General features: G+C 69.4%; 25 protein-coding genes and 1 pseudogene. 11 read left to right on the top strand and 15 right to left on the bottom strand.

Going from position 1 to position 24740, the window contains the following annotated elements; translation table 11 throughout:
- Nucleotides 1-28 precede the first annotated feature (28 nt).
- From ACFW0G_RS31570 to ACFW0G_RS31560, 3 genes are read right to left on the bottom strand one after another with little or no spacing between them, the layout of a single operon-like run.
- Nucleotides 29-823, bottom strand: coding sequence for an amidohydrolase family protein (locus ACFW0G_RS31570; RefSeq protein WP_378329087.1), 795 nt, complete (start codon nucleotides 821-823; stop codon nucleotides 29-31).
- Nucleotides 820-1779, bottom strand: a complete 960-nt coding sequence (locus ACFW0G_RS31565) for an aldo/keto reductase (RefSeq protein WP_378329086.1) — start codon at nucleotides 1777-1779, stop codon at nucleotides 820-822. The genes ACFW0G_RS31570 and ACFW0G_RS31565 overlap by 4 nt, the downstream gene beginning before the upstream one ends.
- The gene (locus ACFW0G_RS31560; RefSeq protein WP_378329085.1) at nucleotides 1776-2105 is read right to left on the bottom strand and encodes an L-rhamnose mutarotase; all 330 of its coding nucleotides are present in this window, start codon (nucleotides 2103-2105) and stop codon (nucleotides 1776-1778) included. Before ACFW0G_RS31560 ends, ACFW0G_RS31565 begins: the two co-directional genes overlap by 4 nt.
- A gap of 83 nt (nucleotides 2106-2188) precedes the next feature.
- On the opposite strand from ACFW0G_RS31560, the gene ACFW0G_RS31555 reads away from it, so the two are divergent.
- Nucleotides 2189-2890, top strand: a complete 702-nt coding sequence (locus ACFW0G_RS31555; RefSeq protein WP_378329084.1) for a FadR/GntR family transcriptional regulator — start codon at nucleotides 2189-2191, stop codon at nucleotides 2888-2890.
- Nucleotides 2891-2995: 105 nt separating this feature from the next.
- Here the strand turns inward: ACFW0G_RS31555 and ACFW0G_RS31550 are convergent, their stop codons facing one another.
- The 6 genes from ACFW0G_RS31550 to ACFW0G_RS31525 are packed head-to-tail and all read right to left on the bottom strand — an operon-like array spanning nucleotide 2996 to nucleotide 9503.
- Nucleotides 2996-4012, bottom strand: a complete 1017-nt coding sequence (locus tag ACFW0G_RS31550) for an ABC transporter permease (RefSeq protein ID WP_378329083.1) — start codon at nucleotides 4010-4012, stop codon at nucleotides 2996-2998.
- Nucleotides 4005-5510, bottom strand: a complete 1506-nt coding sequence (locus tag ACFW0G_RS31545) for a sugar ABC transporter ATP-binding protein (RefSeq protein WP_378329082.1) — start codon at nucleotides 5508-5510, stop codon at nucleotides 4005-4007. The genes ACFW0G_RS31550 and ACFW0G_RS31545 overlap by 8 nt, the downstream gene beginning before the upstream one ends.
- Before the next feature lie 5 nt (nucleotides 5511-5515).
- A complete protein-coding gene (locus tag ACFW0G_RS31540) occupies nucleotides 5516-6556 on the bottom strand; it encodes a sugar ABC transporter substrate-binding protein (RefSeq protein ID WP_378329081.1) in 1041 nt (346 codons plus the stop codon).
- Nucleotides 6557-6590: 34 nt separating this feature from the next.
- A complete protein-coding gene (locus ACFW0G_RS31535) occupies nucleotides 6591-7349 on the bottom strand; it encodes an SDR family NAD(P)-dependent oxidoreductase (protein WP_378329080.1) in 759 nt (252 codons plus the stop codon).
- Nucleotides 7346-8644: an enolase C-terminal domain-like protein gene (locus ACFW0G_RS31530; protein ID WP_378329079.1), complete on the bottom strand. Its 1299-nt coding sequence runs from the start codon at nucleotides 8642-8644 to the stop codon at nucleotides 7346-7348. The genes ACFW0G_RS31535 and ACFW0G_RS31530 overlap by 4 nt, the downstream gene beginning before the upstream one ends.
- Before the next feature lies 1 nt (nucleotide 8645).
- Complete coding sequence (locus ACFW0G_RS31525) at nucleotides 8646-9503, bottom strand: fumarylacetoacetate hydrolase family protein (protein WP_378329078.1); 858 nt, start codon at nucleotides 9501-9503, stop codon at nucleotides 8646-8648.
- A gap of 250 nt (nucleotides 9504-9753) precedes the next feature.
- Between ACFW0G_RS31525 and ACFW0G_RS31520 the strand changes: the two genes are divergently transcribed.
- The 3 genes from ACFW0G_RS31520 to ACFW0G_RS31510 all read left to right on the top strand — a co-directional run bounded on the left by ACFW0G_RS31520 (nucleotide 9754) and on the right by ACFW0G_RS31510 (nucleotide 12499).
- On the top strand, nucleotides 9754-11001 hold the full coding sequence (locus ACFW0G_RS31520) for a multidrug effflux MFS transporter (RefSeq protein ID WP_378329077.1): 1248 nt from the start codon (nucleotides 9754-9756) through the stop codon (nucleotides 10999-11001).
- A gap of 242 nt (nucleotides 11002-11243) precedes the next feature.
- Entirely contained in the window at nucleotides 11244-11369 is a 126-nt protein-coding gene (locus ACFW0G_RS31515; RefSeq protein WP_378329076.1) for a hypothetical protein, read from the top strand.
- Between the two features lie 26 nt (nucleotides 11370-11395).
- On the top strand, nucleotides 11396-12499 hold the full coding sequence (locus tag ACFW0G_RS31510; RefSeq protein WP_378329075.1) for a methyltransferase domain-containing protein: 1104 nt from the start codon (nucleotides 11396-11398) through the stop codon (nucleotides 12497-12499).
- A 22-nt stretch (nucleotides 12500-12521) separates the two neighbouring features.
- On the opposite strand, the gene ACFW0G_RS31505 is transcribed toward ACFW0G_RS31510, so the two are convergent.
- Nucleotides 12522-13745: an NAD(P)/FAD-dependent oxidoreductase gene (locus ACFW0G_RS31505; RefSeq protein ID WP_378329074.1), complete on the bottom strand. Its 1224-nt coding sequence runs from the start codon at nucleotides 13743-13745 to the stop codon at nucleotides 12522-12524.
- A gap of 243 nt (nucleotides 13746-13988) precedes the next feature.
- On the opposite strand from ACFW0G_RS31505, the gene ACFW0G_RS31500 reads away from it, so the two are divergent.
- On the top strand, nucleotides 13989-14195 hold the full coding sequence (locus ACFW0G_RS31500) for a hypothetical protein (RefSeq protein ID WP_378329073.1): 207 nt from the start codon (nucleotides 13989-13991) through the stop codon (nucleotides 14193-14195).
- Nucleotides 14196-14252: 57 nt separating this feature from the next.
- Nucleotides 14253-16235: an SDR family oxidoreductase gene (locus tag ACFW0G_RS31495; RefSeq protein ID WP_378329072.1), complete on the top strand. Its 1983-nt coding sequence runs from the start codon at nucleotides 14253-14255 to the stop codon at nucleotides 16233-16235.
- A 79-nt stretch (nucleotides 16236-16314) separates the two neighbouring features.
- Here the strand turns inward: ACFW0G_RS31495 and ACFW0G_RS31490 are convergent, their stop codons facing one another.
- Nucleotides 16315-16758, bottom strand: a complete 444-nt coding sequence (locus ACFW0G_RS31490; protein ID WP_378329071.1) for a VOC family protein — start codon at nucleotides 16756-16758, stop codon at nucleotides 16315-16317.
- 93 nt (nucleotides 16759-16851) lie between these two features.
- Here ACFW0G_RS31490 and ACFW0G_RS31485 point away from each other — a divergent pair, with 93 nt between their 5' ends.
- Together ACFW0G_RS31485 and ACFW0G_RS31480 are read left to right on the top strand one after the other, a co-directional pair.
- The gene (locus tag ACFW0G_RS31485) at nucleotides 16852-17694 is read left to right on the top strand and encodes an ABC transporter ATP-binding protein (protein ID WP_378329070.1); all 843 of its coding nucleotides are present in this window, start codon (nucleotides 16852-16854) and stop codon (nucleotides 17692-17694) included.
- An 18-nt stretch (nucleotides 17695-17712) separates the two neighbouring features.
- Nucleotides 17713-18369 carry an O-methyltransferase gene (locus tag ACFW0G_RS31480; protein ID WP_378329069.1) on the top strand — a complete coding sequence of 219 codons (657 nt, stop codon included), beginning with the start codon at nucleotides 17713-17715 and terminating at the stop codon, nucleotides 18367-18369.
- Between the two features lie 125 nt (nucleotides 18370-18494).
- On the opposite strand, the gene ACFW0G_RS31475 is transcribed toward ACFW0G_RS31480, so the two are convergent.
- Together ACFW0G_RS31475 and ACFW0G_RS31470 are read right to left on the bottom strand one after the other, a co-directional pair.
- Nucleotides 18495-20375 carry a transglycosylase domain-containing protein gene (locus ACFW0G_RS31475; RefSeq protein WP_378329068.1) on the bottom strand — a complete coding sequence of 627 codons (1881 nt, stop codon included), beginning with the start codon at nucleotides 20373-20375 and terminating at the stop codon, nucleotides 18495-18497.
- A gap of 70 nt (nucleotides 20376-20445) precedes the next feature.
- Nucleotides 20446-21162, bottom strand: a complete 717-nt coding sequence (locus ACFW0G_RS31470) for a FadR/GntR family transcriptional regulator (protein WP_378329067.1) — start codon at nucleotides 21160-21162, stop codon at nucleotides 20446-20448.
- 94 nt (nucleotides 21163-21256) lie between these two features.
- On the opposite strand from ACFW0G_RS31470, the gene ACFW0G_RS31465 reads away from it, so the two are divergent.
- The 3 genes from ACFW0G_RS31465 to ACFW0G_RS31455 all read left to right on the top strand — a co-directional run bounded on the left by ACFW0G_RS31465 (nucleotide 21257) and on the right by ACFW0G_RS31455 (nucleotide 22998).
- Nucleotides 21257-21868 carry an ArsR/SmtB family transcription factor gene (locus tag ACFW0G_RS31465; protein WP_378329066.1) on the top strand — a complete coding sequence of 204 codons (612 nt, stop codon included), beginning with the start codon at nucleotides 21257-21259 and terminating at the stop codon, nucleotides 21866-21868.
- An 84-nt stretch (nucleotides 21869-21952) separates the two neighbouring features.
- The gene (locus ACFW0G_RS31460) at nucleotides 21953-22165 is read left to right on the top strand and encodes a hypothetical protein (protein ID WP_378329065.1); all 213 of its coding nucleotides are present in this window, start codon (nucleotides 21953-21955) and stop codon (nucleotides 22163-22165) included.
- 41 nt (nucleotides 22166-22206) lie between these two features.
- Nucleotides 22207-22998 carry a hypothetical protein gene (locus tag ACFW0G_RS31455; RefSeq protein WP_378329064.1) on the top strand — a complete coding sequence of 264 codons (792 nt, stop codon included), beginning with the start codon at nucleotides 22207-22209 and terminating at the stop codon, nucleotides 22996-22998.
- Nucleotide 22999: 1 nt separating this feature from the next.
- Here ACFW0G_RS31455 and ACFW0G_RS31450 read toward each other — a convergent pair whose 3' ends face one another.
- Together ACFW0G_RS31450 and ACFW0G_RS31445 are read right to left on the bottom strand one after the other, a co-directional pair.
- On the bottom strand, nucleotides 23000-24373 hold the full coding sequence (locus ACFW0G_RS31450; RefSeq protein ID WP_378329063.1) for an L-serine ammonia-lyase: 1374 nt from the start codon (nucleotides 24371-24373) through the stop codon (nucleotides 23000-23002).
- Between the two features lie 16 nt (nucleotides 24374-24389).
- Nucleotides 24390-24740: pseudogene (locus ACFW0G_RS31445) on the bottom strand (hypothetical protein); the annotation flags it as partial.

The raw sequence follows: 24740 nt of genomic DNA, 5'->3' as shown, positions 1-24740 counted from the left end.
GGCTTTTCGGGTTCCTGGTTTTGTGTTCTCACCCCGTCAGCCGGTGGGTTACCAAAAACCCCCCCGCCTCCCCCCTCGGGGGCCCCCCCACGACCTCATAGGACGCGGCCAGTTCGCACACCGGCCAGTCCGAGCCGAACACCAGGCGGCCCGGCCCGAACGCCGTCAGCACGTGGTCGACGTACCGGCTCAGGTGCCCGGCCCGCCACGCCGCCCAGTCCGCCTCGGTCACCAGACCGGACAGCTTGCAGAAGACGTTCTCCCTCGCCGCCAGCGCCGCGACCTCGTCGGCCCACGGCTGCCAGCCGCCGCCGGCGATCGGGGGCTTGGCCGCGTGGTCGAGCACGAACCGCTGGTCCGGCAGCGCCTCGACGGCCTTCCGCGCCGCGGGCAGTTGCGCGACGGTGACCAGCAGGTCGTAGGCGAGCCCGGCGGCCCCGACCGCGGCGAGCCCGCGCAGGACGTCGGGGCGCAGCAGCCACTCGGCGTCGTCCTCGCTCTCCACCTGGTGCCGGATCCCGACCAGCGGGCCCGACTCCCCCAGCGCCGCCAGCCGGTCGGCGACGTCGGGAGCGGTCAGATCCACCCAGCCGACGACCCCGGCGATCACCGGTTCGGCCGCCGCGGTAGCCAGGAACTCCGCCGTCTCCTCGGCCGACGACACCGTCTGCACCAGGACGGTCGCGTGCACCCCGGCGGCAGTCGTCACCGCGCGCAGATCGTCCACTGTGTACGGACGGCGGATCGGGTCCAGTGCGGCCCCTGCCATCCACGGGTAGTCCCGGCGGGCCGGATCCCACAGGTGGTGGTGCGCGTCGATCACGGCAGCCTCCCGGTTACGACGTCGGGGCGCAGCAGGCCCGCGTCGATCAATTCGGTCCACAGTAAGGGCGGAACGGCCGCCCGCGCGCGACGCGCGTTCGCGCTCACCTGCCCGGGGTCGTGTGCCCCGACGACCACCGACGCGACGGCCGGATGCGCGGCGGGCAGCGCCAGCGCCGCCCGCGGCAGCTCGACGCCGTGCCGCGCGCAGATCGCCGCGATCCGCCCGGCACGTTCCACCAGGGATTCGGGTGCTTCCGCGTAGTCGTAGAGACGCCCCGGCTCGGCGGTGGCGAGAATCCCGCCGTTGAAGGCGCCGCCGACGACCACCGCGGCCCCGCGCTCGGCGCACAGCGGCAGCAGTTCGTCCTGCGCGGACTGGTCGAGCAGCGTGTACCGGCCCGCGATGAGAACGACGTCGAGATCGAAGCGCCGGACGAACTCGGCGGGCATCGCGGACTGGTTCATCCCGACCCCGATCGCACCGAGGACGCCTTCGTCACGCAGCCTGAGCAAGGCCGGGAAAGCGCCGGAAACCGCGTCGTCGAAATGCTCGTCGGGATCGTGGACGTACGCGAGGTCGATGCGGTCGAGTCCGAGCCGCGTCAGGCTGTCCTCAAGGGATCGCAGGACGCCGTCGCGGCTGAAGTCCCAGCGCCGCCGATACGCGGCGGGCACGTCGAAACCGGCCTCGTCCTTCTTGCCCGTGCCCTCGGGGTTCGGATCCAGGACCCGGCCGACCTTCGTCGAGACGACGTACTCGTCGCGTGGGTAGGCCGCGAGTGCCGCGCCGAGGCGACGTTCGGACAGGCCGAGCCCGTAATGCGGTGCGGTGTCGAAGTAGCGGACGTCCTCGTCCCACGCCCGCCGGACGGTCGCGGTCGCGGTTTCGTCGTCGATGGCGTGGTAGAGATTTCCCAGCTGCGCGCAGCCGAGCCCCAGCGAGGAAAGTTTCACGGCAGCTCCCAGACGAGCCCGATCCCGGTGTCCCCGCCGGAGTAGTCGTCCTCGACATCGAGCAGTTCGGCCATCCTGGCCTGCCACGGCACGTTCGCCGGATGATCACGCAGCGTGGCCCGCATCGCGGCGTAGTCGTCGACCTCCACCAGGTGGAAAAGATCCAACCCGTCGCGCCAGATCCGCCACGACCGCACGCCCGCTTCCCGCAGCGCGGCGTCCAGCTCCGCCGGGATCACGGCGTGGACGCGTTCGTACTCCGCCTCCTTACCCGGTTTGAGCCGGGTGTGCAGTGCCACTCTCTGTGGTACCCGATCGTGGGTCATCGCTCCTCCTTCGCGGTAGTCGTGGCACGCTGTGCACAACACACCGAAACATCCGAGGTCTTCTGCAGGGAGGGGTGGCGCGGATGCCCGTCACCGACGTCGCGATCGACAAGATCAAGGACATGATCATCTCGGGGGAGCTCGCTCCGGGTGACCGGCTGCCGAAGGAGGCCGAACTCGCCCAGCGGCTCGGCCTGTCCCGCAGCTCGCTGCGCGAGGCCGTGAAAGCGCTCTGCCTGATCCGCGTGCTCGACGTCCGGCAGGGCGACGGCACGTACGTCACCAGCCTGGAGCCGAACCTGCTGCTCGACGCGATGACGTTCGTCGTGGACTTCCATCGCGACGACACCGTGCTCGACTTCCTCGCGGTGCGCCGGATCCTGGAGCCCGCCGCGACGGCGATGGCAGCGCTGCACATGCGCGACGAGGACATCGCCGAACTGGGCACGATGCTCGGCGAGCTGGAGGACGCGCCGACCGTGGAGGCGCTGGTCGCGAACGACCTGCAGTTCCACCGCAAGATCGCCGACGGCTCCGGCAATCCCGTGCTGTGTTCGCTGCTGGACAGTCTCTCGGGTCCGACGACCCGGGCGCGGGTCTGGCGCGGGCTCACGCAGGAAGGCGCTGTCGCTAAGACGCGGGAGCAGCACACGGCGATCTACGAGGCCATCGCCGCCCGCGAGCCGGAGCTGGCCCGGTCCTGGGCCACAGTGCACGTCGCGGGCGTCGAACAGTGGCTGCGCAACGCCCTCGGCTCCGCCGACGAGAACCCCGCCGCCTCGTAACACTCCGCCCGCCTTTCGAGCAGTGGTCCGTGAATGCCACATCGAGGGACTCTGATTCCCTCAATGTGGCATTCACGGACATCGGATGATCATGAACGCCGAGAGTTACGTTTGCGGTTTGCCGCCGGCGTACCTCGCGATGATCAGGGCGATGAGGATGATGGCGCCGTAGATGGCCTTCATCCACTCCGGCGGCACGTGCGCCACCTGCAGCAGGCTCGTCACCGACTGCAGGAGCAGGACGCCGGTGAGCGCGCCGACCAGTGAGCCCTTGCCGCCGTCGAGCGAGATCCCGCCGATCACCGCGGCCGCGAACACCTGCAGGATCATGCCGTTGCCCTGGTCCGCGCCCAGCGCGCCGACGTAGCCGGTGTAGGCGAGCCCGCCGATCGCGGCGAGGACCCCGGCGACGACGAACACCAGCCACGAGATCCGGTCCACCCGGATACCCGCCGCGCGCGCCGCCTCGCGGTTACCGCCGATCGCGTACAGCGCCCGGCCGACGCGGTGATAACGCAGCACGGCACCGGCGACGAGGAAGAGCACCGCGGCCAGCCACACCGACATCGGCAGCCCGGCGAACGTCGTGGTCGCCAGCGCGGTGAACGGGTCGAGCTGATCGAACAGCGTCTTGCCCTTGGTGGCGCCGATCTGGACGCCACGCAGCACGGTGAGCATCGCGAGCGTCACGATGAAGGCGTTGAGCTTCAGCTTGACGATCAGGAATCCGTTGACCGCGCCGATCACCGCGCCCACCACGAGGATCAGCAGCAGCCCGGCGAACGCGGGCATGTCGGTCCCGAAACCGGCCGACGCCGCCGGGATGACCACCATGACCCCGATCGCGGGCGCGATGCCCATGGTGGATTCCAGTGAGAGGTCGAACTTCCCGGTGATGAGCACGAGCGATTCGCCCAGCACTACCAGGGAAAGCGCCGCCGACGCGGACAGGATGCCGACGATGCTGTCGAAGGTCAGGAAGGTGTCGCTGATCAGCCCGCCGATGACGAACACGACCACGAGCACCGGTAGCAGCGCGAGTTCCCGCAGCCACACGGCTTTCCGGCGCCTCGCCGGTGCGGCCAGCGCCGCCGTCTGGGGATCGGTCTGAAGATTAGTCACCGAGCTGGACTCCTTCGATGTCGGCCACGAGGTCACCGTCGGACCAGCCGGCCTGGTGTTCGGCGACCACCCGTCCCGCACGCAGGACCAGCACGCGGTCGCTCAGGCGCAGATCGTCCAGCTCGTCGCTGACGATCAGCACCGCCTTGCCCTCGGCGCGCACCCGGTCCACGACCGCGAGCAGCGCCTCCTTCGATTTCACGTCGACCCCGGCGGTCGGGTTGATCAGCACGACCACCCGCGGATCGCTCGCCAGCGCGCGGGCGAGCACCACTTTCTGCTGGTTGCCACCGGAAAGGTCCGACACCGGTTGCTCGGCGCCGGCCGCCACGATGTCGTAGTCGGCCAGTGCCTGCGACGCCTTCGCGTGCCGCGTGCGCGGCGAGGCGATCCCGCCGGGGCCGATACGGTCCAAAATGGACAGCGTCGCGTTGTCCGCGATGGAGTGTTCCAGCACCAGCCCCTCGTGGTGCCTGTCCCTCGGCACACAGCCGATCCCGGCCCGCAGCGCGGCGGGGATGTCGCCGGGTCGCAGCCGCCGACCGTCCACAGTGATCGTTCCCGCCGAGGGGGAACGCAGTCCGTAAACGGTTTCCGCGACCTGGTGCTTGCCGCTGGCGTTGCTGCCCGCCAGGCCGATGACCTCGCCACGGTGGAGCCGGAACGAAACGTCCTGGAAGCTGTCCCCGGACAGCCCCTCGACAGCCAGCACTTCCGCCGCGTCCTCCGCGAGGGGATCCCGCGAGGCCGCGTCGCGCACGGCCAGGCCGCCCTTCTCGCCGGTCATCGCGTCGACCAGCTCGGCCCTGCCGACCTCGGCGACCGGCGCGGTGAGCACGTGCCGCGCGTCGCGCAGCACGGTGACCGCCTGGCACACCTCGTACACCTCGTGCAGGTGATGCGAGATGAACAGGAACGTTACGCCGTTCTCCTGCATCTGGCGCATCCGCTCGAAGAGCCGCTCGATCGCCTGGCTGTCCAGTTGCGCTGTCGGCTCGTCGAGCACGATGAACCGGGCGCCGTAGGACAGCGCGCGGGCGATCTCGACGAACTGCCGATCCTCCACCGACAGCTCGCCCGCCGGGGTGTCGACGTCGACCGCGACACCCCACGAGTCCAGTAGTTCCCGCGACTGACGCCGCAGCCGCGACCAGCCGATCGCGAGCCTGCCGCCGGACTGCCGGTTGAGGAACAGGTTCTCCGCGACGGTGAGCTGCGGGATCACCATGGCGTGCTGGTACACGCACGCCACCCGCTGCTTCCAGTCGTCCTGTTTGGACAACGCGGGGGCGGGCTCGCCGCCGAAGTACACCGCCCCCGTGTCCGTTTTGGACAGTCCGGTGAGGATGGAAACCAGCGTCGACTTCCCCGCGCCGTTGCGCCCGACGAGCGCGTGCGACTCGCCGGGGTTGACGGTGAGACTGACGTCGGCCAGCGCCACGGTCGGGCCGTAGCGCTTGCCGACACCCTGCGCGCTCACCACCGGGACGGTAGGCATGGCACTCACAAGTTGTTACCCCACAAGGCTTTGTCGTCCACGTTGTCCTTCGTGACGACCGGGGCGGGCAGCTGGTCCTCGAGAATCCCGGGGCTGACCTCGACGATGGTGCTGTTGTGATCGGTCGGGCCGGGCTTGAACGTCTCCCCCGCCATCGCCTTCTTCAGCCAATACATGCCGTACTTCGCGTAGTCGTCGGCGGGCTGGGACACCGTCGCGTCCAGCTCGCCCGCCCGGATCGCGGCCAGCTCCTGCGGGATGCCGTCGTTGCTCACCAGCACGACGTGCTTCGGGTCGCCCACCGGGAAGAACATGTTCTTGCGCTTGAGGGCGGCCTCGGTCGGCGCGAGGTAGACGCCGCCCGCCTGCATGTACACGGCCTTGATGTCCGGGTTCGCGGTGAGCAGGCTGTCCAGGCCGGCCGAGGCCTTGTCGGCCTTCCACTCCGCCGGGATCTCCAGCACCTGCACGTCCGGGTACTTCGTCTTCATGCACGTCCGGAACGCCTCGGACCGGTCACGGCCGTTGACCGAGGCGAGATCGCCCATGACCTGCACGACCTTGCCGGACTTTACCTTCGCGCCGATCGCGTCGCACGCCTTGGTGCCGTAGGCCTTGTTGTCCGCGCGCACCACCATCGCGACCTTGCCGCCCTCCGGGGCGACGTCGACCGCGACCACCGGCACGCCCTTGTTCTCGGCCTGCTTGAGCCCGGCGACCACGGCCGCGGAGTCCAGCGGCGTCACGACCAGGCCCTTGATGCCCTGGTTGAGCAGTGTCCCGATGTCGGTGATGAGCTTCGCCGGGTCGCTGTCGGCGTTGACCGTGGGCAGCGCGTCGAGCCCGGACTGCTGGGCCATCTTGGGGACGTAGTTGTTGTAGGCCTGCCAGAACGGCGACGTCAGCAGCGGCAGTGTCGCGCCGACCTTGCCGCCCTGCGCGGAACCCGCCGCGCCGGCCGGTTTGTCCTTTGTGGACCCACAGGCCGCCAGGACCAGGCCGAGCGCGGTGGCCGCCGCGGCCACCTGGATCACCCTCGTACGCACCGCATCCTCCTTGATGACAGCGGAAATCACGTCTTCAGTTGTCGACCGGCCCGCGCGGGCGCAGACCGTACATCCCGCCGTCCACGGCCAGCGCCGTGCCGGTGGTCGAGGCGGCGGCCGGGCTCGCCAGGTACACGATCGCGTTCGCCACCTCGTCCGCGGTGACGAGCCTGCCCATCGGCTGCCGCGCGGCGAGCGCGGTCCGTTCCGCCTCGGGATCGGCGGCTGCATCGAGCAGTCTGCCCACCCACGGGGTGTCCGCGGTACCCGGACAGACACAGTTGACCCGGATCCTGTCCGGTAGGTGGTCGGTCGCCATCGCCAGGGTCAGCGACAGCACCGCGCCCTTGCTCGCCGAGTACAGCGCGCGCTGGGGCAGCCCGGCCCACGCCGCGATGGAGCACGTGTTGACGATCGCCGCCGACGGCGACCGGCGCAGATGCGGCAGCGCGGCCCGGCTCAGCCGGACCATGCCGACGACGTTGACGTCGAGCAGCCGATGCCATTCGTCGTCACTGTTGCCGGTGACGTCACCCTGCGCCCCGATCCCGGCGTTGTTGACCAGGACGTCGAGGTGGCCGAACCGCTCCACGACGGCGTCGATCGCGGACGTCACCTCGGCGTCGGAAGAGACGTCGCAGCGGAAGCCTGTCAAAGGCTCCGGGACGTCGTCGGGCTTGAGGTCCAGCACGGCCACCTGCGCGCCACGAGCGGCCAGCTGCTGGGCGGCGGCGAGGCCGATCCCCGACGCCCCGCCGGTGACCACCGCGACCAGGCCCTCGAACTCACTCATGCGTTCTCCGTCCATTCAGGACCGTCCGGGAACCGGAACCGGCGCAGCGTCGCGTCGTGCATGCGCGCGGAGAACCCGGGTGCGGTCGGGGCGAGGTAGCGGCCGTCGCGCACGACCGCCGGATCGGTGAAGTGCTCGTGCAGGTGATCGACCCATTCGATGCTGCGGTCGACGTCACTGCCGGACACCGCCACGTAGTCGAACAGCGAAAGGTGCCGCACCAGCTCGCACAGCCCGACCCCGCCGGCGTGCGGGCACACCGGCACGCCGAGCTTGGCCGCCAGCAAGAGGATCGCGAGGTTCTCGTTCACCCCGCCGACGCGCGCGGCGTCCAGCTGCAGCACCGAGATCGCCCCGGCCTGCAGCAACTGCTTGAACACAACCCGGTTCTGGACGTGCTCGCCGGTGGCCACCCGGATCGGGGCAAGCGCTTTCGCGATCGCGGCGTGCCCGAGGACGTCATCGGGTGACGTCGGCTCCTCGATCCAGTACGGGTCATACGGCGCGAGCGCGGTCATCCAGGCGATCGCGGCCGCGACGTCCCAGCGCTGGTTCGCGTCGACCGCGATCCGCACGTCCGGGCCGACCGTCTCGCGAGCCAGCTTCATCCGGCGGACGTCGTCCTCGACGCTCCCGCCGACCTTGAGCTTGATCATGTCGAACCCGTCGGCGACGGCCTGGGTCGCGAGCCGGACGAGCTTCGCGTCGGAGTAGCCCAGCCAGCCGGGCGACGTGCTGTACGCGCGGTAGCCCTGCTCCTTCACCCGTGCGATCCGCTCGGCGCGGCCCGGTTCGGCCGCGCGCAGGATGTCCAGTGCCTCCTGCTCGGTGAGCGCGTCCGACAGGTACCGGAAGTCCACAAGGGACACCAGCTCCTCCGGCGTCATCCGCGCCGCGAACTCCCACACGGGCAGGTCGGCGCGTCGCGCGGCCATGTCCCACGCGGCGTTCACGATCGCGCCGATGGCCATGTGCGCGACGCCCTTTTCCGGGCCCAGCCAGCGGAACTGCGAGTCCCCGACCAGCCGCCGGGACAACTCGCCGAGCGCGGCGGCATCGGTCGGGACGTCCCGGCCGACGACGTGCGGCGCGAGCGCGCGGATCGCGGCGGCCTGCACGTCGTTGCCGCGGCCGATGGTGAAGGCCAGCCCGTAGCCGTCCGGCCCGCCGTCGGCGTGCAGTACGACGTAGGCGGCCGAATAGTCCGGATCCGGGTTCATGGCGTCCGACCCGTCCAGCTCCCGCGAGGTCGGGAACCGGATGTCGAGGACCTCCATGTCGACGATCTTCGCCATGTCAGGCCTGCCTCACCGTCTGCCGCTGACGGCCGAGCCCGTCGATCTCCAGCTCCACGATGTCCCCCTCGCGCAGGTACGGCTTGGGCTCGGGCTGGCCGAGCGCGACGCCCTCCGGGGTGCCGGTGTTGATCAGGTCGCCGGGGCGCAGCACCATGAACTGGCTCAGGTAGTGCACGATCTCGGCGACGGTGAAGACCATGTCCTTTGTGGACGAATCCTGCCACTTCCTGCCGTTGACCCACAGGCGCATCCCGAGGTCCTGCGGGTCCGCGATCCCGGCGGCCGGGACCAGCGACGGGCCGAGCGGGTTGAAGTTCTCGCAGGACTTGCCCTTGTCCCAGGTGCCGCCGCGTTCGAGCTGGAACTCGCGCTCGGAGACATCGTTCGACACGACGTATCCGGCGACGTGGTCCAGTGCCTCGTCGACGCTGTCGAGGTAGCGCGCGGTCTTGCCGATGACGACGCCGAGTTCGACCTCCCAGTCGGTGGCGGTGGACTTCCGCGGGATCAGGACGTCGTCGTGCGGGCCGACGACGACGTCGGCGGCCTTCATGAACACGACCGGTTCGGCGGGGATGGGCGCGCCGGTCTCCTCGGCGTGCCGCCGGTAGTTGAGGCCGATGCAGACGACCTTGCCGGGCGTGGCGATGGGCGCGCCGAGCCGCGCGCTCGCGGCGTCCGGTCCGGCCTGCGGGAGGCTGCCGTCCTTCAGCGCCGTGGCGACCCGGGCGATGCCGTCCGCGGCGAGGAAGCCGCCGTCGATGTCGGCGGTCAGGCCGCTCAGCTCGTAGAGCACGCCCTCCGCCCGCACGAACGGACGCTCACTTCCCGGTTCTCCGAGACGCACAAGCTGCACGGACGTTCCCTTCCGACTCCCGCCGCCGTGCCGGTCACCCCGGCCTCGACGACCCACCCGTCAAGCAGACATCCGATGTATATCGCAGAGATACCCCCTCAATCCAGAGTTCGGACCGAATTGTCCGGAAAATTGATCGGATCTCCTTCGTGTCGCCCCTCGGCCGACCGGGTGTTACGGGTCACAGCAGGAATAGCACGCCGGAGGGTGCCCGTTCCGTTTGGAGGGAAACGATCTCTGGGGAGACTGAGTGAGCACCACAGCGACGCGGGCGGCCACGCCGGGCACGGGCATCGCCGGGGCGACCCGGGTGAAGTTCGCGCTGATCCTGGGCGGGCTTTCGGCGTTCGGCCCGCTGTCCATCGACATGTACCTGCCCGCGCTGCCCGCGATGGCGGGCGATCTGCGCGCCGCGGACACGACGGTGCAGCTGACGCTGACGGCGTTCATCGTCGGGCTCGCGATCGGCCAGCTGGTGCTCGGCCCGCTGTCGGACATGCTGGGCCGCCGCCGTCCGCTCATCGCCGGGCTCGCGCTCTACGTGCTGGGTTCGGTCCTGTGCGCGCTCAGCCCGAACGCGGAGCTGCTGATCACCGCGCGGGGCATCCAGGCGGTCGGCGCCGCCGCGGGCATCGTGATCGCCCGCGCGACCGTGCGGGACCTGTTCTCCGGCATCGCGATGACCAAGTTCTTCTCGGTACTCATGCTCGTCAACGGCCTGGCGCCGATCCTGGCCCCGATCATCGGCGGTCAGCTGCTGAACTGGACGTCGTGGCACGGCGTGTTCGTCGCCCTGGCGGCGTTCGGCGCGCTGCTGCTGATCGTCGTCGTCCTCGCGCTGCCCGAACCGCTGCCCGTCGAACTGCGCTCCTCCGCGCGCTTCGGTGAGGTCCTGCGCTCGTACGCCGCCTTGCTGACCGACCGGGTTTTCGTCGGCTACGCACTGGCTTCCGGGCTCATGTTCGGCGGCTTGTTCGCCTACATCTCCGGATCCTCGTTCGCGCTGCAGGAGGTGTACGGGCTGAGCCCGCAGGCGTTCAGCCTGGTGTTCGGCCTCAACGGCGTCGGCATCGTGCTCGCCGGACAGCTCAACGGACGGCTCGTCGGCCGCTTCACCGAGCGAGCGCTGCTCAGCGCGGGCCTGATCGTGTTCGCGGTGAGCGGGGTGGGTGTGCTGGCCGCCGCCGCGGGCGGACTGGGCCTGATCGCGCTGCTGGTCCCGCTGTTCGTGATGATCGCCAGCATCGGGCTGGTGGCGCCGAACTCGAGTTCGCTCGCACTGGCCGAGCACGCGCGCTCGGCGGGCGCCGCGTCGGCCTTGCTGGGCGTCGTGCAGTTCGTGGTCGGCGGGTTCGCCACTCCCCTGGTCGGGCTCGGCGACAAGGGCAGCGCGACGCCGATGGCGTTGGTGATGGCCGGATTCGGAGTCCTGGCGTTGCTGGCGTACGCGGGGCTGACGCGTCAGACCAGCCCGGCGAGGTCGTCCGACTTCAGCTGATCAGGCGTGACGGTGGCACGGGCGCGGATGAGCGCGTCGATCGGTGAAGTTTGTTCTTACCGGTCCAGCTGCGTCAGCGCTCCCAAGTAACCGACGGTGCTTCTACGCCCGACGCGTCTGCAAGATCACGGTTCCCGAGGTCATTCCATGGGCGCCAAAGTCAGCCGTCCACCTGCACCTGAAATCCGGATATCGACACGAGAGCTTCCGCAGTAGGATGGAACCAACAGAGAGGGAGCACAATGGGAAATGGCAAAGAAGAAAACGAGCCCGAGGACAAGCCGAACAAACACTCCGTGGAAGACGACAAGAACCCCGGAAAGACCAGCAACGATATCGACCCATCGGAGTACGGCAAGCGCAAATGACAGCTGTCAGCGGGCCTGGTTCCCTGGTGTCGGAACTGCACTCGTCAGGAGATCTTCCCACCGAGTGCGGTTCTGCGTTCGAGGCGGTCAAGCGAGAGTACTTCGTCCCCGACCGGATGTGGGTACAGGAGGAAGACGACGGACCGTATGAGCCGGTAGACCGCGCAGAGGAACCCGGAAGATGGGTGAACAACGTCTATTCCGACCGGGTTATCGTTACCCAATTCGACGACGGTGCGACCGTCTGGCCCCACGTCGGTCGGCGTCCCACTTCGTCGGCGTCGATGCCCTCGGCAGTGGCCGGGATGCTCGGGGCCGCAGGCGCGCGTCCGGGAGAATCCGTGCTGGAGATCGGCACTGGCACCGGATACAACGCCGCGCTTCTCGCCGAGCTGGTCGGCCCGGCCGGAAGCGTGACCAGTCTCGAAATAGACCATAGCGTCGGCACTACAGCTCGGCGGAATCTGGAAGCAGCCGGATACCGCGGGGTCGAAGTCGAGATCCGGGACGCGGCCGTGGCCACGGGGCGCTATTTCGACCGGATCATCGCCACCGTCGGGGTTCATCTCGGGCAACTGCCGTATTGGTGGGTGGAATCCGCGAAGGTCATTCTTGCACCCATGAGGGCCGATCTTGCTTCTGGCCCGCTGGTGAGGTTCGAGGTCGATGCCGGGAGTGCTCGAGGCCGGGCCGTAGGCGTGCGGGTCGGTTTCATGGAGATGAGGTCCCAGCGCGTTCGCTCGATGTACACCGGGAATCTTCGATGGGACGACGAAAAAGCGGACGTCTCCACGACAGACGTGAATCCGTTTGCCGTCCTGCTGAACGAGTCGTCACGGTGGGCGGCCAGTGTTGCGGTCCCGTCATGCCGTTATGACTTGGAGAAACCTACTGACAAGCGGAATCATGGGGTGGCGTGGCTGGTCGATCCCATCTCCCATTCATGGGCCAGCATCGTTCCCGAAGATGACGACACGTTCACTGTTCGGCAGTATGGACCCCGGCGTCTGTGGGCCGCGGTCGAGAACGCCTATCAATGGTGGCAGCGCAACGGCGAACCGGCCATTGAAGAGTGGGAATGGAAAATAACGTCAGAGCGCCAGTCCATCGGTCTGCCAACGCCGCAGTAACGCAAGAACCACAAACCGCGGTTCACGCCAGCCCGGCGAGGTCGTCCGACTTCAGCTGATCAGGCGTGACGGTGGCACGGGCCCGGACGAGCGCGTCCAGCGCGTCGCCGTCGTCCCAGGCGTTGACGTTCATCGCGGCCGTGACCCGGCCGTCGCGCAGCCAGAACGCGATGAACTCCCGGGACGCCAGATCACCGCGCACCACCAGTTCGTCCGTGACGGGGTCGGCGAGACCGCGATACTCGCAGCCCAGATCGTATTGATCCGTAAAGAAATACGGGGCGTCGAGATACGGCTCGTTCTCGCCGAGCAGGTTCCCCGCGACGTGCGTGCCCTGCCCTTTCGCGTTCGCCCAGTGCTCGACGCGGATGCGATGCCCGTAGCGCGGGTGGAAGTGCGCCGCGATGTCACCGACGGCGTAGACGTCCGGTGCGGCGGTCCGCAGTCCGGCGTCGACGGCGACCCCGCCGTCGTCGGCGATCTCCAGCCCGGCGGCGTGCGCGAGCTCGACCCGCGGCGCGACGCCGACCGCGATCAGCACGACGTCCGCGCCGATCTCGTCGCCGTTCGACAACCGGACGCCGGTGACGCCGTCCGGACCGCCGGTGATCTCCGCGATGCCCTCGCCGAGCCGCCAGCGCACGCCGTGCTCGGTGTGCAGATCGCGGAACACCCCGGCGACCTCGGGGCCGAGCACGCCGCCCAGCGGCGCGGTGATCTTGTCGACGACGGTCACCTCGGCGTCGTGCGCGCGGGCGGCCGCAGCGGCTTCCGTCCCGATCCAGCCCGCGCCGATGACGACCACGCGCCGGGCCTCGTCGAACGCCGCGCGCAGCGCGAGCGAGTCGTCGATGGTCCGCAACGTGTGCACGCCGGGCAGGTCGGCGCCGGGAAGGGGCAGCGTCCGCGGCTGGGACCCGGTGGCCAGCACGAGCCGGTCGTAGCGGTGTTCGCCGCCCGCGTCGTCGAGCACCAGCCGTGCGCCCAGCTCGATCCGGGTCGCGGTGACGCCTTGGGTGTATCGGATGTCCTTTTCGGCGTAGAAGCCCTCACCGTGGACCCAGTCGGGCTCGTCGGTGCTGCCGAGCAGCACGCCCTTGGACAGTGGAGGCAGCTCGTACGGGCGGTGTCGCTCGGTCCCGATCAGCAGCACGTCGCCCTCGTACCCGCGCTCACGCAGCGCGCCCGCGGCGGAGGCACCCGCCAGCCCGGCACCGACGACGACGATCTTGCTGGGCTCGGACATCGAGACCTCCCCGTAGTTCCGGCAAGCCTGCTGCCCGGACGCTACTCCCTAGCCGCTCCACCGGAAACCGGGGCGAACCGCGCCCAGCCCGCCTCGCCGGAAACGCGCTGGTCAGGGATTGACCGGATAAGGCCGGTAACCCGTCAGTAGGAAAATCGGGTGAACCGGCGTCACGGGCTCCGGCGGCAGGAGTCCCAGCCTCGCACGAAGCACGACCACTGAGTGAATCGGAGGGCGAGGACCGTGGCAGCGAGGGACGAATGGTCGATCAGCTGCCGGGATCTGGCCGGCAGGCGCAGGGACGTGACGGTGTTCGTGAGCAGCGACAAGGTGGTGCTCGTCGCCCCGCCCGGCGAGGCCGCCGTGCTCGGGCCGCTCGACGTCGGACGGTTACGGGCCGCGCTGCGTGACGCCGTGGTAGCGGTCGCGCAGCATCCCGCCAACAGGTGACAACTACCGTTCCTACTTACGAGTAGGTACAGTCTCCCCTGAGCAAAGGGGACGACGATGACCACCTACTTCGTGACGGGTGCGACGGGCTTCATCGGGAAGCGCCTGGTCGCCCGCCTGCTGCGGCGGCAGGAAACCACCGCCGTCCACGTACTCGTGCGTGAGACCTCCCGCGACCGGCTGGCGGCGCTTTCCCGCGATTGGGCGGGCGCCGACCGGCTCGTCCCGGTCACCGGCGATCTCACCGAACCCGCGCTCGGCGTCGACGCGACGCGGTTCGCGGGGATCGACCACGTGGTCCACCTCGGCGCGATCTACGACCTCACCGCCGACGACGAGACCAACCGCGCCGCCAACGTCGAGGGCACCCGCAACCTGCTCGCCTTCGCGGCCGCCGCGAAGGCCGGGATGGTGCACCACGTCTCGTCCATCGCGGTGGCGGGCGACCACGCCGGCAAGTTCACCGAAGAGGACTTCGACCTCGGCCAGCACTTCGGTTCTCCTTACCACGCCACGAAGTTCGAGGCCGAGAAGCTGGTGCGCACCCAGCACGAGGTGCCGTTCCGGGTGTATCGCCCCTCGGCGGTGGTCGGCGATTCGCGGACCGGCGAGATGGACAAGATCGACGGGCCGTACTACTTCCTCCCCGCGATCTCCCGGCTGGCCGCGCTGCCCGGCAGGCTGCCGCTGGCCGCGCCCGATCTCGGCGCGACGAACCTGGTGCCGGTGGACTACGTCGTCGCGGCGATGGAGTACCTGATGCACCGCGACGCGCCCTCCGGCGCCACCTACCACCTGGCGTCGCCCCGGCCGCAGCCGCTGCACGAGGTCTACAACGCCTTCTCCCGGGCGGCGGGCGGGCCGCGGATCGGCGCCGTCCTCCCGGCGCGACCGTCCACAGTGGTCCGTTCGGCGGGAAGCCGGCTCGCGCGCATCGCCGCTGCCGGGGTCGACAGGGTCCCCGGCGGACGCGCCACCCGCGCGGCGGTGCTGGACGAACTGGGCATCCCGCTGGCGGTGCTGCCGCATCTGAGCATGGCCGTCGAGTTCGACACCGCGCGGACCACCGCGGCGCTGTTCGGCAGCGGCGTCGAACAGCCCGAACTCCGCGACTACGCGCCTCCGCTCTACCGGTACTGGCGCGAGCACCTCGACCCCGACCGGGCGCGGCACGGCGGCGGGCTGGCCGGGCGGGTCGTGCTGATCACCGGCGCGTCGTCCGGTATCGGCCGCGCGTCCGCGCTGAAGGTGGCCAAGCGCGGCGCGAAGGTGCTGCTGGTGGCGCGGCGGGCCGACGAACTGGAAGAGGTCCGCGCCGAGATCGCCGCCGCCGGTGGCCAGGCGGCGGCGTACTCGTGCGACCTGACCGACGGCGACGCCGTGGACGCGCTCGTCAAGGCCGTGCTCGCCGACCACGGCGCCGTCGACATGCTGGTCAACAACGCGGGCCGGTCGATCCGGCGTTCGGTGCGCCTGTCGACCGAGCGGGTGCACGACTTCGAACGCACCATGGCGATCAACTACTTCGGCCCGGTGCGGCTCACCCTCGGCCTGCTGCCGTCGATGGTGGAACGCCGCTTCGGCCACGTCGTCAACGTCACCACCCAGGGCCTGCAGACCGACACTCCGCGCTTCGCGGCGTACCTGGCGTCGAAGGCGGCACTGGAGGAGTTCGGCAAGGTCACCGGGCGGGAGACGCTGTCCGACGGCGTCACGTTCAGCTCGGTCCGGATGCCCCTGGTGCGCACGCCGATGATCACGCCGTCGTCGTACCGCGGGATCCCGTCGAGCAGCCCGGAACGCGCGGCCGCGCTGGTGGTCAAGGCGCTCGAGGAACGCCCGGAGATCCTGAGTCTCCCGGAAGGCCGCGCCGCCGAACTGGCGACGCTGACCGCCCCGCGGCTGGCCCGGTTCGCCGCCCACCTCGCCTACCGCGCGATGCCCGAGTCCGCCCCCGAGGCCCGCGGCCTGCCGCGTCAGTCGGCCCCGGCCTCGGTCGCCGCCGCGCTGACCCGCCTCCTCTGGCGCCGCCGCGCGTGAGCAAGGGGAGATCTCGTGTGTTTGAACGGAGATCTCGCGAGATCTCCGTTCAAACACACCAGTTCTCCGTCAGATCACTTCAGTTGTCCTCCAGCGCACGCATCGGGGCGCCGCCGGGGTTCCAGGTGTCGAGGAATCCCGGTTGGACGGAGGCGTCGACGACTTCGATCCGGGCGCCGATGCTGTCCACACGGTGGTAGGCGAAGGGACGGCCGTAGGGACAGGCGTCGAATTCCGCCGGGAAACCCGCCTCGGCCAGCCGGGCCGAAGAGTCCTGAATGGACCGTGTCCACCAGCCGAGATGGTCGAACCGCGCGACGCCGCCGCAGTCCCACGGGCTGCCCGGTGGTCCCTCGATCAGCTCCAGATGCGGAGGGCCTTCGGAGAAGACGATCCGGTAGTCCCATTCGCCGAGCCGTCCGTCGCGGACCGGCCGCCACGACGTCCCGGTGGCGGTGGTGAAGTCCCCCATGGCTTTCTCGAGGTCGGGCACGACGAAACAGGCGTGGTAGAAACCGCTCACCGGGCCACCCTAGGCGGTGACCGGGCGGTCACCATCGGCGAATGCGACCCACGGAACACCACGGGCGCCGGTCGCTAGGTTAGCCTAACCTCTGTGGAACAGACCGTGAACACGATCGCCGAGCCCGCGCGGACCACGCCGTCCGGCGAGACGCGGCTGCACGCCGAAGCGCTCACCCTCGCCTACGACGGCCGGACCGTGGCCGAGGACCTCGGAGTCGTCATCCCCGACCAGTCCTTCACCGTCATCGTCGGGCCCAACGCGTGCGGGAAGACGACGCTGCTGCGGGCGCTTTCGCGGATGCTCAAACCCCGCAAGGGCTCGGTGTTCCTCGACGGCCAGGTGATCGGCTCGTACCCGGCGAAGGAAGTCGCGCGACGGCTGGGGCTGCTGCCGCAGAGCTCGATCGCGCCGGACGGCATCACGGTCGCCGACCTCGTCGCGCGCGGCCGGTATCCACACCAGAAGCTGCTGCGGCAGTGGTCGCGCGAGGACGCCGCGGTGGTGGCCGAGTCGATGCGCTCCACCGGCGTCGACGATCTCGCCGAGCGGCTGGTCGACGAGCTGTCCGGCGGGCAGCGCCAGCGCGTCTGGATGGCGATGGCGCTCGCACAGCAGACCGATCTGCTCCTGCTCGACGAGCCCACGACGTATCTCGACATCGCGCACCAGATGGACATTCTGGACCTCTGCGCGCAGCTGCACGCCGAACAGGGCCGGACGCTGGTGGCCGTGCTGCACGACCTCAACCACGCCGCGCGCTACGCCACGCACATGATCGCGATGCGGGACGGGCAGGTGCTCGCCACCGGCTCCCCCGACGAGGTGGTCACGGCGGCGAACGTCGAGAAGATCTTCGAACTGCCCTGCACCGTCATGCCGTGCCCGGAGACCGGCACCCCGCTGGTGATCCCGAAGGCGAACCGCGCGCACTAGATTGGCCGTGGAGGTGTCATGACCCAGGAACTCTGGTCCACAGTAGACGGATATCTCGCGGACGCGATGATCCCCGCCGACCCGGTACTCGACGCCGCGCTCGCGGATTCGCGGGCGGCCGGACTCCCGTCCATCGCGGTCGCGCCCAACCAGGGCAAGCTGCTCAACCTGCTGGCCCGCGGCGTCGGCGCCCGCTCGATACTGGAGATCGGGACTCTCGGCGGCTACAGCACCATCTGGCTCGCCCGCGCGCTGCCCGAGGGCGGCAAGCTCGTCACGTGCGAATACGAACGGAAGCACGCCGACGTCGCCCGCGCCAACCTCACGCGCGCCGGATTCGGCGAGGACGTCGTCGAGATCCGCGTCGGCGCGGCGCTGGACACGCTGCCCCTGCTGACCGGCCCGTTCGACTTCATCTTCATCGACGCCGACAAGGCCAACCTCGCCGGCTACCTCAGCGAGTCGGTCCGGCTGTCCCGGCCCGGCACGATGATCGTCGTCGACAACGTCGTCCGCCGTGGTGCGGTCGCCGACCCCGGCGCCACCGATCCGGCGGTGATCGGCGTCCGGGCGATGAACGAACTCATCGCCCGCGAACCCCGCATCGACGCGACGACGCTGCAGACGGTCGGCGCGAAAGGCTACGACGGCCTGACGGTGGCCCTGGTCGTCTGACCTCTGGCGAGCCGCGGGTCGTGAATGGACCACCGCCCGCCCCCAACGCACCCAATGTGGCGTTCGGTGCGTCCAACGCGGCGAACGCCACATCGGGGGCGCATGACCGCCGGGGACTCGGGACCTCAGCGCGTGGGGCGGCCTCCGGCGTTGGCGAGCATGAAGGTCTGCCAGATGTCCGTCGGCATCGTCGCGCCGGTGATCTTCCGGCCCCGGGAATCACGGAGGCGCCAGTTGTCGTCGTCGCTGCCGATCCACACCGCGGTCACCAGCTTCGGCGTGTAGCCGATCGCCCAGGCCGCCGCGTAGTCCTGGCTGATGCCCTGCTCGAACTGCCCGGTCGCCAGCGCCGCCGGGCGGCCGTCCGGCAACGTCGTGCGCAGCGCGTCCGTCACCGCGTCGGCCAGCCGTGTGCTCGTCGCGTCGTCGCCGCTGAACGGCGACGGCCGCGAGGTGTGCTGCCAGACGATCTCACCCTTCTCGTCCCGGATCTTCTCGACCAGGTAAGGCATCGCACGCACGCCCTTGGCCGCGAAAGTCGCATACGCGCCCGCCATGTCCAAGGGCCGCAAGGGATACCGCCCGATCGCGATCCCGGCGCCGATGAGATCGCTGTTGTACTCCCGCAGGGTCGCGGCACCATCCACGGCGTCCGGGATGCCGGCGTCGCGGGCCGCGGCGCTCAGCGCGTCCGCGCCCAGCCGCTTCGCCAGGCCGACGAACGGCGCGTCCGCCGCCTTGCGCAGCGCCTGCCGGTAGGTGCACGGATCACCGCAGACGTTCGGATACTTGAACCGCTCGCCGAGGAACTCCGTCTCCGATGGCGACGCCGCGGGCTGGTCGACCCCGACTCCCGCGCGCAGCCCGGCGAGCATGCTGAACGGGTAGAACGCCGAACCCGCCGGGTGCGCGACGCCCGCGTAGTCACGCAGGCCGTCGTCGCCGCCGTCGTAGACCCGCACCGCACCCGTCCCCGGATCGACGGACACGAGCGCGCCACGCAGCTCACGCGGTTCGCCCGCCAGCCGGTCCTTGACCGTCTTGCGCGCGCTTTCCTGCGCCCGCCGGTCCAGGGTCGTCTCGACGCGCAAAGTCCCCTGCCGCAACCGGTTCAGCGGGAAACCGGCGCGTTCGAGTTCGGCGAGCACGGCCTGTTTGACGTGGTACTGCTCGTAGTCCAGCTGACCCGCCCTGGTCTCCGACGGCGGCTGGATTTCCTTGCCGGGATAGGACATCCTGCCGATCTCGTCGCCCTTGACGTACCCTCGCTCGACGAGCTTGTCCCGTACGTACTCCCAGCGCCTCGCCGCGTGCTCGTCGCCGGAGACGGCCGGATCGTGCACCGACGGCGACTGGATCATCCCGGCCAGGAACGCCGCCTCGCTCCAGGTGAGAGACTCGTCGAGACCGCGGCCGAAGAACGCGTTCATCGCTGCGGCCGGGCCGAAAGTGTTGCGCCCGAAGGAAATGATGTTCACGTAGCTCTCGAAGATCTTCTCCTTCGACTGCTCCTGCGTGATCTTCGTGGCGAGCACCAGCTCGGTGAGCTTGCGCGTGATCGCGTGCTCGTCGTCCCCGGTGGACTTCTTGATGTACTGCTGCGTGATGCCGGATCCGCCGCCGAAACCGGTCAGCAGCGCGCGGCCGACGCCTGTCGGGTCGAAGCCCTGGTTGTCCCAGAATGTCGGATCCTCGGTCGCGACGATCGCGTCCCGCAGCTTGGCGGGGATCCGCGCGTAGGGCACGAAGAGCCGGTCGCCGTCGGGCGGGACGACCTTGAGCAGTTCCGAACCGTCCGAATAGTCCAGTGTGACGGTCTTGTCGAGCCCGGCGAGCACCTCCTGCGGACTGCGCACATCGAGCACCAGGTAGGCGATCCAGAAGGCGAGGAGCGGGATGCCGGCCCCGAGTCCGGCGGTCCAGCAGGCGATCCGGCGGACACGCCGCCACCGGCCAGGCGTCTTCTCGCCGGTTTCGGACTCGGATTCCCCAGAAATCTCATCCACGTCACGTCCGACGCTCGAAAGAGTGACAAGGTTGAGGCGGGCCGGATCACTGAAACAGGATCATGACATTTCAGAGGAACGCGCGCAGCAGCGACGCGGTGCCCTCGATGTGCTCGGCCATCGCGCGGCGCGCGGCGACCGGGTCACCCGCCAGGATCGCGTCGACGATCTCCTCGTGCTGGGCGTTGGAGTGCTCCAGATTCGGCTCCAGCAACGGGATCCGGTCGAGCAGCTGGTTGACCCGCGTCCGCGCGTCGGCCATCGCGGTGGTCAGTGAGCCGGACGCGGTCACCTCGGCGATCGCCAGGTGCAGCCGGGAATCCTTGCGCCGGTAGTCGGCGAGGTCCGAGGCCGACGCGTCGGCGAGCGTGCTGGTCAGGTGCTGCCGGTCGGCCGGGCTCAGCGAGCGCGCCGCCGCCAGCTCGGCGGCCCCGGTCTCCAGCACGTACCGCAGGCTCAGCGCGTCTTCCAGCGCGACAACCGGACGCTCCCCCACGGGGTGGCCTGGTTCGGGGAGGTTCTCGTTGACGAATGTGCCGCCGTAGCGCCCTCTCCGCGATTCGACGTACCCAGCGTCGGACAGCGCCCGGATCGCCTCGCGCAGCGTGACGCGGCTGACGCCGAGGCGTTCGGCCAGCTCCCGCTCGGACGGCAGGCGCTCCCCCGCGCCGACCACCCCGAGCCGGATGGCCTGCAGGAGCCGCTCGACGGTCTCCTCGAAGGCGTTGCCCGTCCGCACCGGACGGAACAACGCTTCACCGGCATTCACCACCGAGGTCGACTCCACCCAGCGAGTTTATGCCGACTCCGGTGATCAACGCTGTCCATCACAACCACAGAGAACTCTTTGCAAAGTTCCCTCTGCGTTCTAGAGTGTGCCCATGACCGGGAACCGACGGGCACAACAGATCGACGCGCGGATGCTCCGCGCGCTGGCCCACCCGTTGCGCATGCGGATGCTCGAACTCCTGCAGGCCGACGGTCCGGCGACCGCGACAAGGCTGGGCAAGCGGGTCGGCGAAAGTTCGGGCACGACCAGCTGGCACCTGCGGATGCTGGCCGAAGCGGGCCTTGTCGAGGAGGACACCGAGCGAGGGAACAAACGCGAACGCTGGTGGCGTCCGTTGCAGGAGGCTACGCACATGCGGACCGCCGACTTCTTCGGCGACCCGGACCTGGCCGCGCCGCTGGACACCTACCTGCGGTCCGTGGTCGAGCAGCGCTACCAGGCCGAAGCACAGTTCGTCAGCGAACTCCCGCAGTGGATGGACCGCTGGTACGACAAGGCCACCTTCGGTGACGCCCGGCTTTCCCTGACGCCCGAACAAGCCGCGGCGATGAGCGCGGAAATCCACGAGGTGGTCGACCGCTACCGCCGGGACGCGCGGCCGGGCGACGACAGCGTGATCGCGCACTGGTCGGCGTTCCCCCGGAAGGCACGTCCCGAGGAATCCGACGGCGTTCGCCCGGAGCCGACACGCGATGTTTCGTGAGAAAACCACTGGAATCATCCGGCCACGGTGAGCAACTATTGACAACGTCCAGTGAGACACCGAAGACCGAGTGGGGGCGATCCGGTGCACTTCCTGATGGCGCAGGACCTGGTCAACGAGCGGGAGGCGGAGTTACGCCGCGGCACCCGCAGGCTTCCGCGTAACGGCGGCCGGGCCTGTCTGGGCAGCACCCGGCGGCAGCGCCTCGGCTGGACACTCGTGGAGGTCGGGCTCCGGCTGGCCGTCGAGCCCGATGACCGCACCGAAAACGTTGGCGCGCGGGACTTCCGGGTGTAGAACGGAATCAGCCGGACAGGCCTCCGGCGACTGGGGATTCCATGAGCCGGTTCAGTCCTGAGCCGTTGTCGGATGACGACGAGCTACGCGAATATCGCCTCACCCGCGAGCGCTTCTCGGATTTCACGCCGCCTGTCGTGTTGTTGCTCGTGCTTCAGATCGGCCTGCTGTTCTGGCGGGCCGACGACATCCCGATGCGGATCATCGTCACCGTGCTGGTGGCCCTCCCGCTCGTCCTGATCGCCTGGTACTCGCTGGTGAGCGCGACCCACACCGATCAGGACGGCGTGACGGTCCACGGCTGGTTCCGCGCGAGGAAGACGCCGTGGACCCGGATCCAGGACATCGTCGTCGAACCGAAACACCACCGCCAGCTCAAGTCCGCGCCCTACTTCGTCACGGCGATGTACGACGACACGGGCCGCCGCATCGTCCTGCCGAACCTCAACGACCGCAACGGCCTGGACCTCGAACACGAAACCGAGATCCTGCACCGCATGTGGCTTTCCCGGCGCGGCGTGACCTGGCGATCGATTCCCGCCGTCCGGCAGTCCCACACTCCAGGACGGCCCGCACCGAAGCCGCCGTGGCGTGTCGCTCTGAAGGTGGCGGCGACCACGCTGTTGCTGGACATCGTGGCCTTGTTCGCCATCGCCGCCGTGGTGGCCGACGACGGCCCGTGGGCCGGGTTCTTCCTGGAAGTCGTGCTCCCGTTTCTCATCGTGTTCGGTCCGGCCACCATCGCGTTCTTCGTCACGCTGTACGTCACGCGCGCACGGCGCGCGGCCAAGGCATCGGGCCCGCCTCGGCCGCGCACCAAGAAACAGCGTTAGCTCAGCACTCGATGACGTTGACCGCGAGGCCGCCGCGCGCCGTCTCCTTGTACTTGATGCTCATGTCGGCGCCGGTCTCCCGCATCGTCTTGATCGCCTTGTCCAGCGTCACGACATGACTGCCGTCGCCGCGCATCGCCATCCGCGCGGCGTGGATGGCCTTCGACGCGCCGACGGCGTTGCGCTCGATGCACGGGATCTGCACGAGTCCACCGACCGGGTCGCAGGTCAGCCCCAGGTGGTGTTCGACGCCGATCTCGGCGGCGTTCTCCACCTGCGCCGGGCTGCCGCCGAGCACCTCGGTGAGCCCGGCGGCGGCCATCGCGGACGCCGAGCCGACCTCGCCCTGGCAGCCGACCTCGGCCCCGGAGATCGACCCGGTCTGCTTGAGGATCGACCCGATCGCGCCCGCGGTGAGCAGGAACGTCACGATCCCGTCGTCCGAAGCGCCGCGGATGAACCGCTGGTAGTAGTGCAGCACCGCGGGGATGATCCCGGCCGCGCCGTTGGTGGGCGCGGTGACGACCCGGCCGCCCGCGGCGTTCTCCTCGTTCACCGCGAGCGCGTACAGACTGACCCAGTCCATCGCGTACAACGGGTCCTCGACGCCGTCCTCGGCGAGCAGCTTGTCGTGCAACGCCTTCGCCCGCCGCGGCACCTTGAGCCCGCCCGGCAGGACGCCCTCGTGCGCACATCCATTGTGGACACATTCGGCCATGACCGCCCAGATCCCGAGCAGCCCCTCACGGATCTCTTCCCTGGTACGCCAGGCGAGTTCGTTGCGGAACATGATCTCGCTGATCGGCAGGCCGGTCGACGCGCAGTGCGCGAGCAGGTCGGCGCCGGTGCGGAACGGGTACGGCACCGGGGTCGAGTCCTCGACCACGACCGTGTCCGTCTCGTACGACTCGTCCCGCACGAACCCGCCGCCGACCGAGTAGTACGTCCGCTCGCGCAGCAGGACGCCGTCGCCGTCGAACGCGCGGAAGATCATGCCGTTCGGATGCGCGGGCAGGGATTTGCGGCGATGCATGGTGAGGTCGGTGTCCTCGGTGAACACGATCTCGTGCTCGCCGCCCAGCTTCAGGCTGCCGGACTCGCGGATCTCCGCGATCTTGCCCGGCACGGTGTCGGTGTCGACCTCCTCCGGCCGCTCACCGGACAGCCCGAGCAGCACGGCCTTGTCGCTGCCGTGCCCGAACCCGGTCGCGCCCAGCGAACCGAACAGTTCACTTTGGACACGCGTGGTGCGGCTCAGCAGGTTCTCGTCGACGAGACCGTCCACAAAGGTCCGCGCGGCCCGCATCGGGCCGACCGTGTGGGAGCTCGACGGTCCGATGCCGATCGAAAACAGGTCGAAGACGCTGATCGCCATTGATCCGCCCCTTCCCTTAGTTCCGGCCCGAAGTAATTTTTACCGCTGAGGGCCCATTGGATACAGCCAGGAGCGAGCTGGCCTCTTGTGCGGCCGGACCCTTGTCGGCGAGGTGCCTCAGGTTGTCCGGCAGCTCTTCTCCACGGTAACTCTTCGTCTGCGCGTAGAGGCGTCCGGCGCGGTAGGAGGACCGCACCAGCGGTCCGGCCATGACCCCGGCGAAGCCCATCGCCTCGGCCGCCTTGGAGTGCTCCACGAACTCCTCCGGCTTGACCCAACGATCCACCGGATGATGCCGCGGCGACGGCCGCAGATACTGCGTGATCGTCAGAATCTCACAACCCGCGTCCACCAGATCCCGCATCGC

This window comes from Amycolatopsis sp. NPDC058986, assembly GCF_042741125.1.
GTDB lineage: Bacteria > Actinomycetota > Actinomycetes > Mycobacteriales > Pseudonocardiaceae > Amycolatopsis.
This window is presented reverse-complemented; position numbering and strand designations above follow the sequence as displayed.

Coding starts and splice junctions, on each gene's coding strand:
- ACFW0G_RS31560 (WP_378329085.1), bottom strand. CDS start 2,105: ATGACCCACGATCGGGTACCACAGAGAGTGGCACTGCACACCCGGCTC.
- ACFW0G_RS31555 (WP_378329084.1), top strand. CDS start 2,189: ATGCCCGTCACCGACGTCGCGATCGACAAGATCAAGGACATGATCATC.
- ACFW0G_RS31545 (WP_378329082.1), bottom strand. CDS start 5,510: ATGCCTACCGTCCCGGTGGTGAGCGCGCAGGGTGTCGGCAAGCGCTAC.
- ACFW0G_RS31535 (WP_378329080.1), bottom strand. CDS start 7,349: ATGAGTGAGTTCGAGGGCCTGGTCGCGGTGGTCACCGGCGGGGCGTCG.
- ACFW0G_RS31530 (WP_378329079.1), bottom strand. CDS start 8,644: ATGGCGAAGATCGTCGACATGGAGGTCCTCGACATCCGGTTCCCGACC.
- ACFW0G_RS31515 (WP_378329076.1), top strand. CDS start 11,244: ATGGGAAATGGCAAAGAAGAAAACGAGCCCGAGGACAAGCCGAACAAA.
- ACFW0G_RS31505 (WP_378329074.1), bottom strand. CDS start 13,745: ATGTCCGAGCCCAGCAAGATCGTCGTCGTCGGTGCCGGGCTGGCGGGT.
- ACFW0G_RS31495 (WP_378329072.1), top strand. CDS start 14,253: ATGACCACCTACTTCGTGACGGGTGCGACGGGCTTCATCGGGAAGCGC.
- ACFW0G_RS31480 (WP_378329069.1), top strand. CDS start 17,713: ATGACCCAGGAACTCTGGTCCACAGTAGACGGATATCTCGCGGACGCG.
- ACFW0G_RS31465 (WP_378329066.1), top strand. CDS start 21,257: ATGACCGGGAACCGACGGGCACAACAGATCGACGCGCGGATGCTCCGC.
- ACFW0G_RS31455 (WP_378329064.1), top strand. CDS start 22,207: ATGAGCCGGTTCAGTCCTGAGCCGTTGTCGGATGACGACGAGCTACGC.
- ACFW0G_RS31450 (WP_378329063.1), bottom strand. CDS start 24,373: ATGGCGATCAGCGTCTTCGACCTGTTTTCGATCGGCATCGGACCGTCG.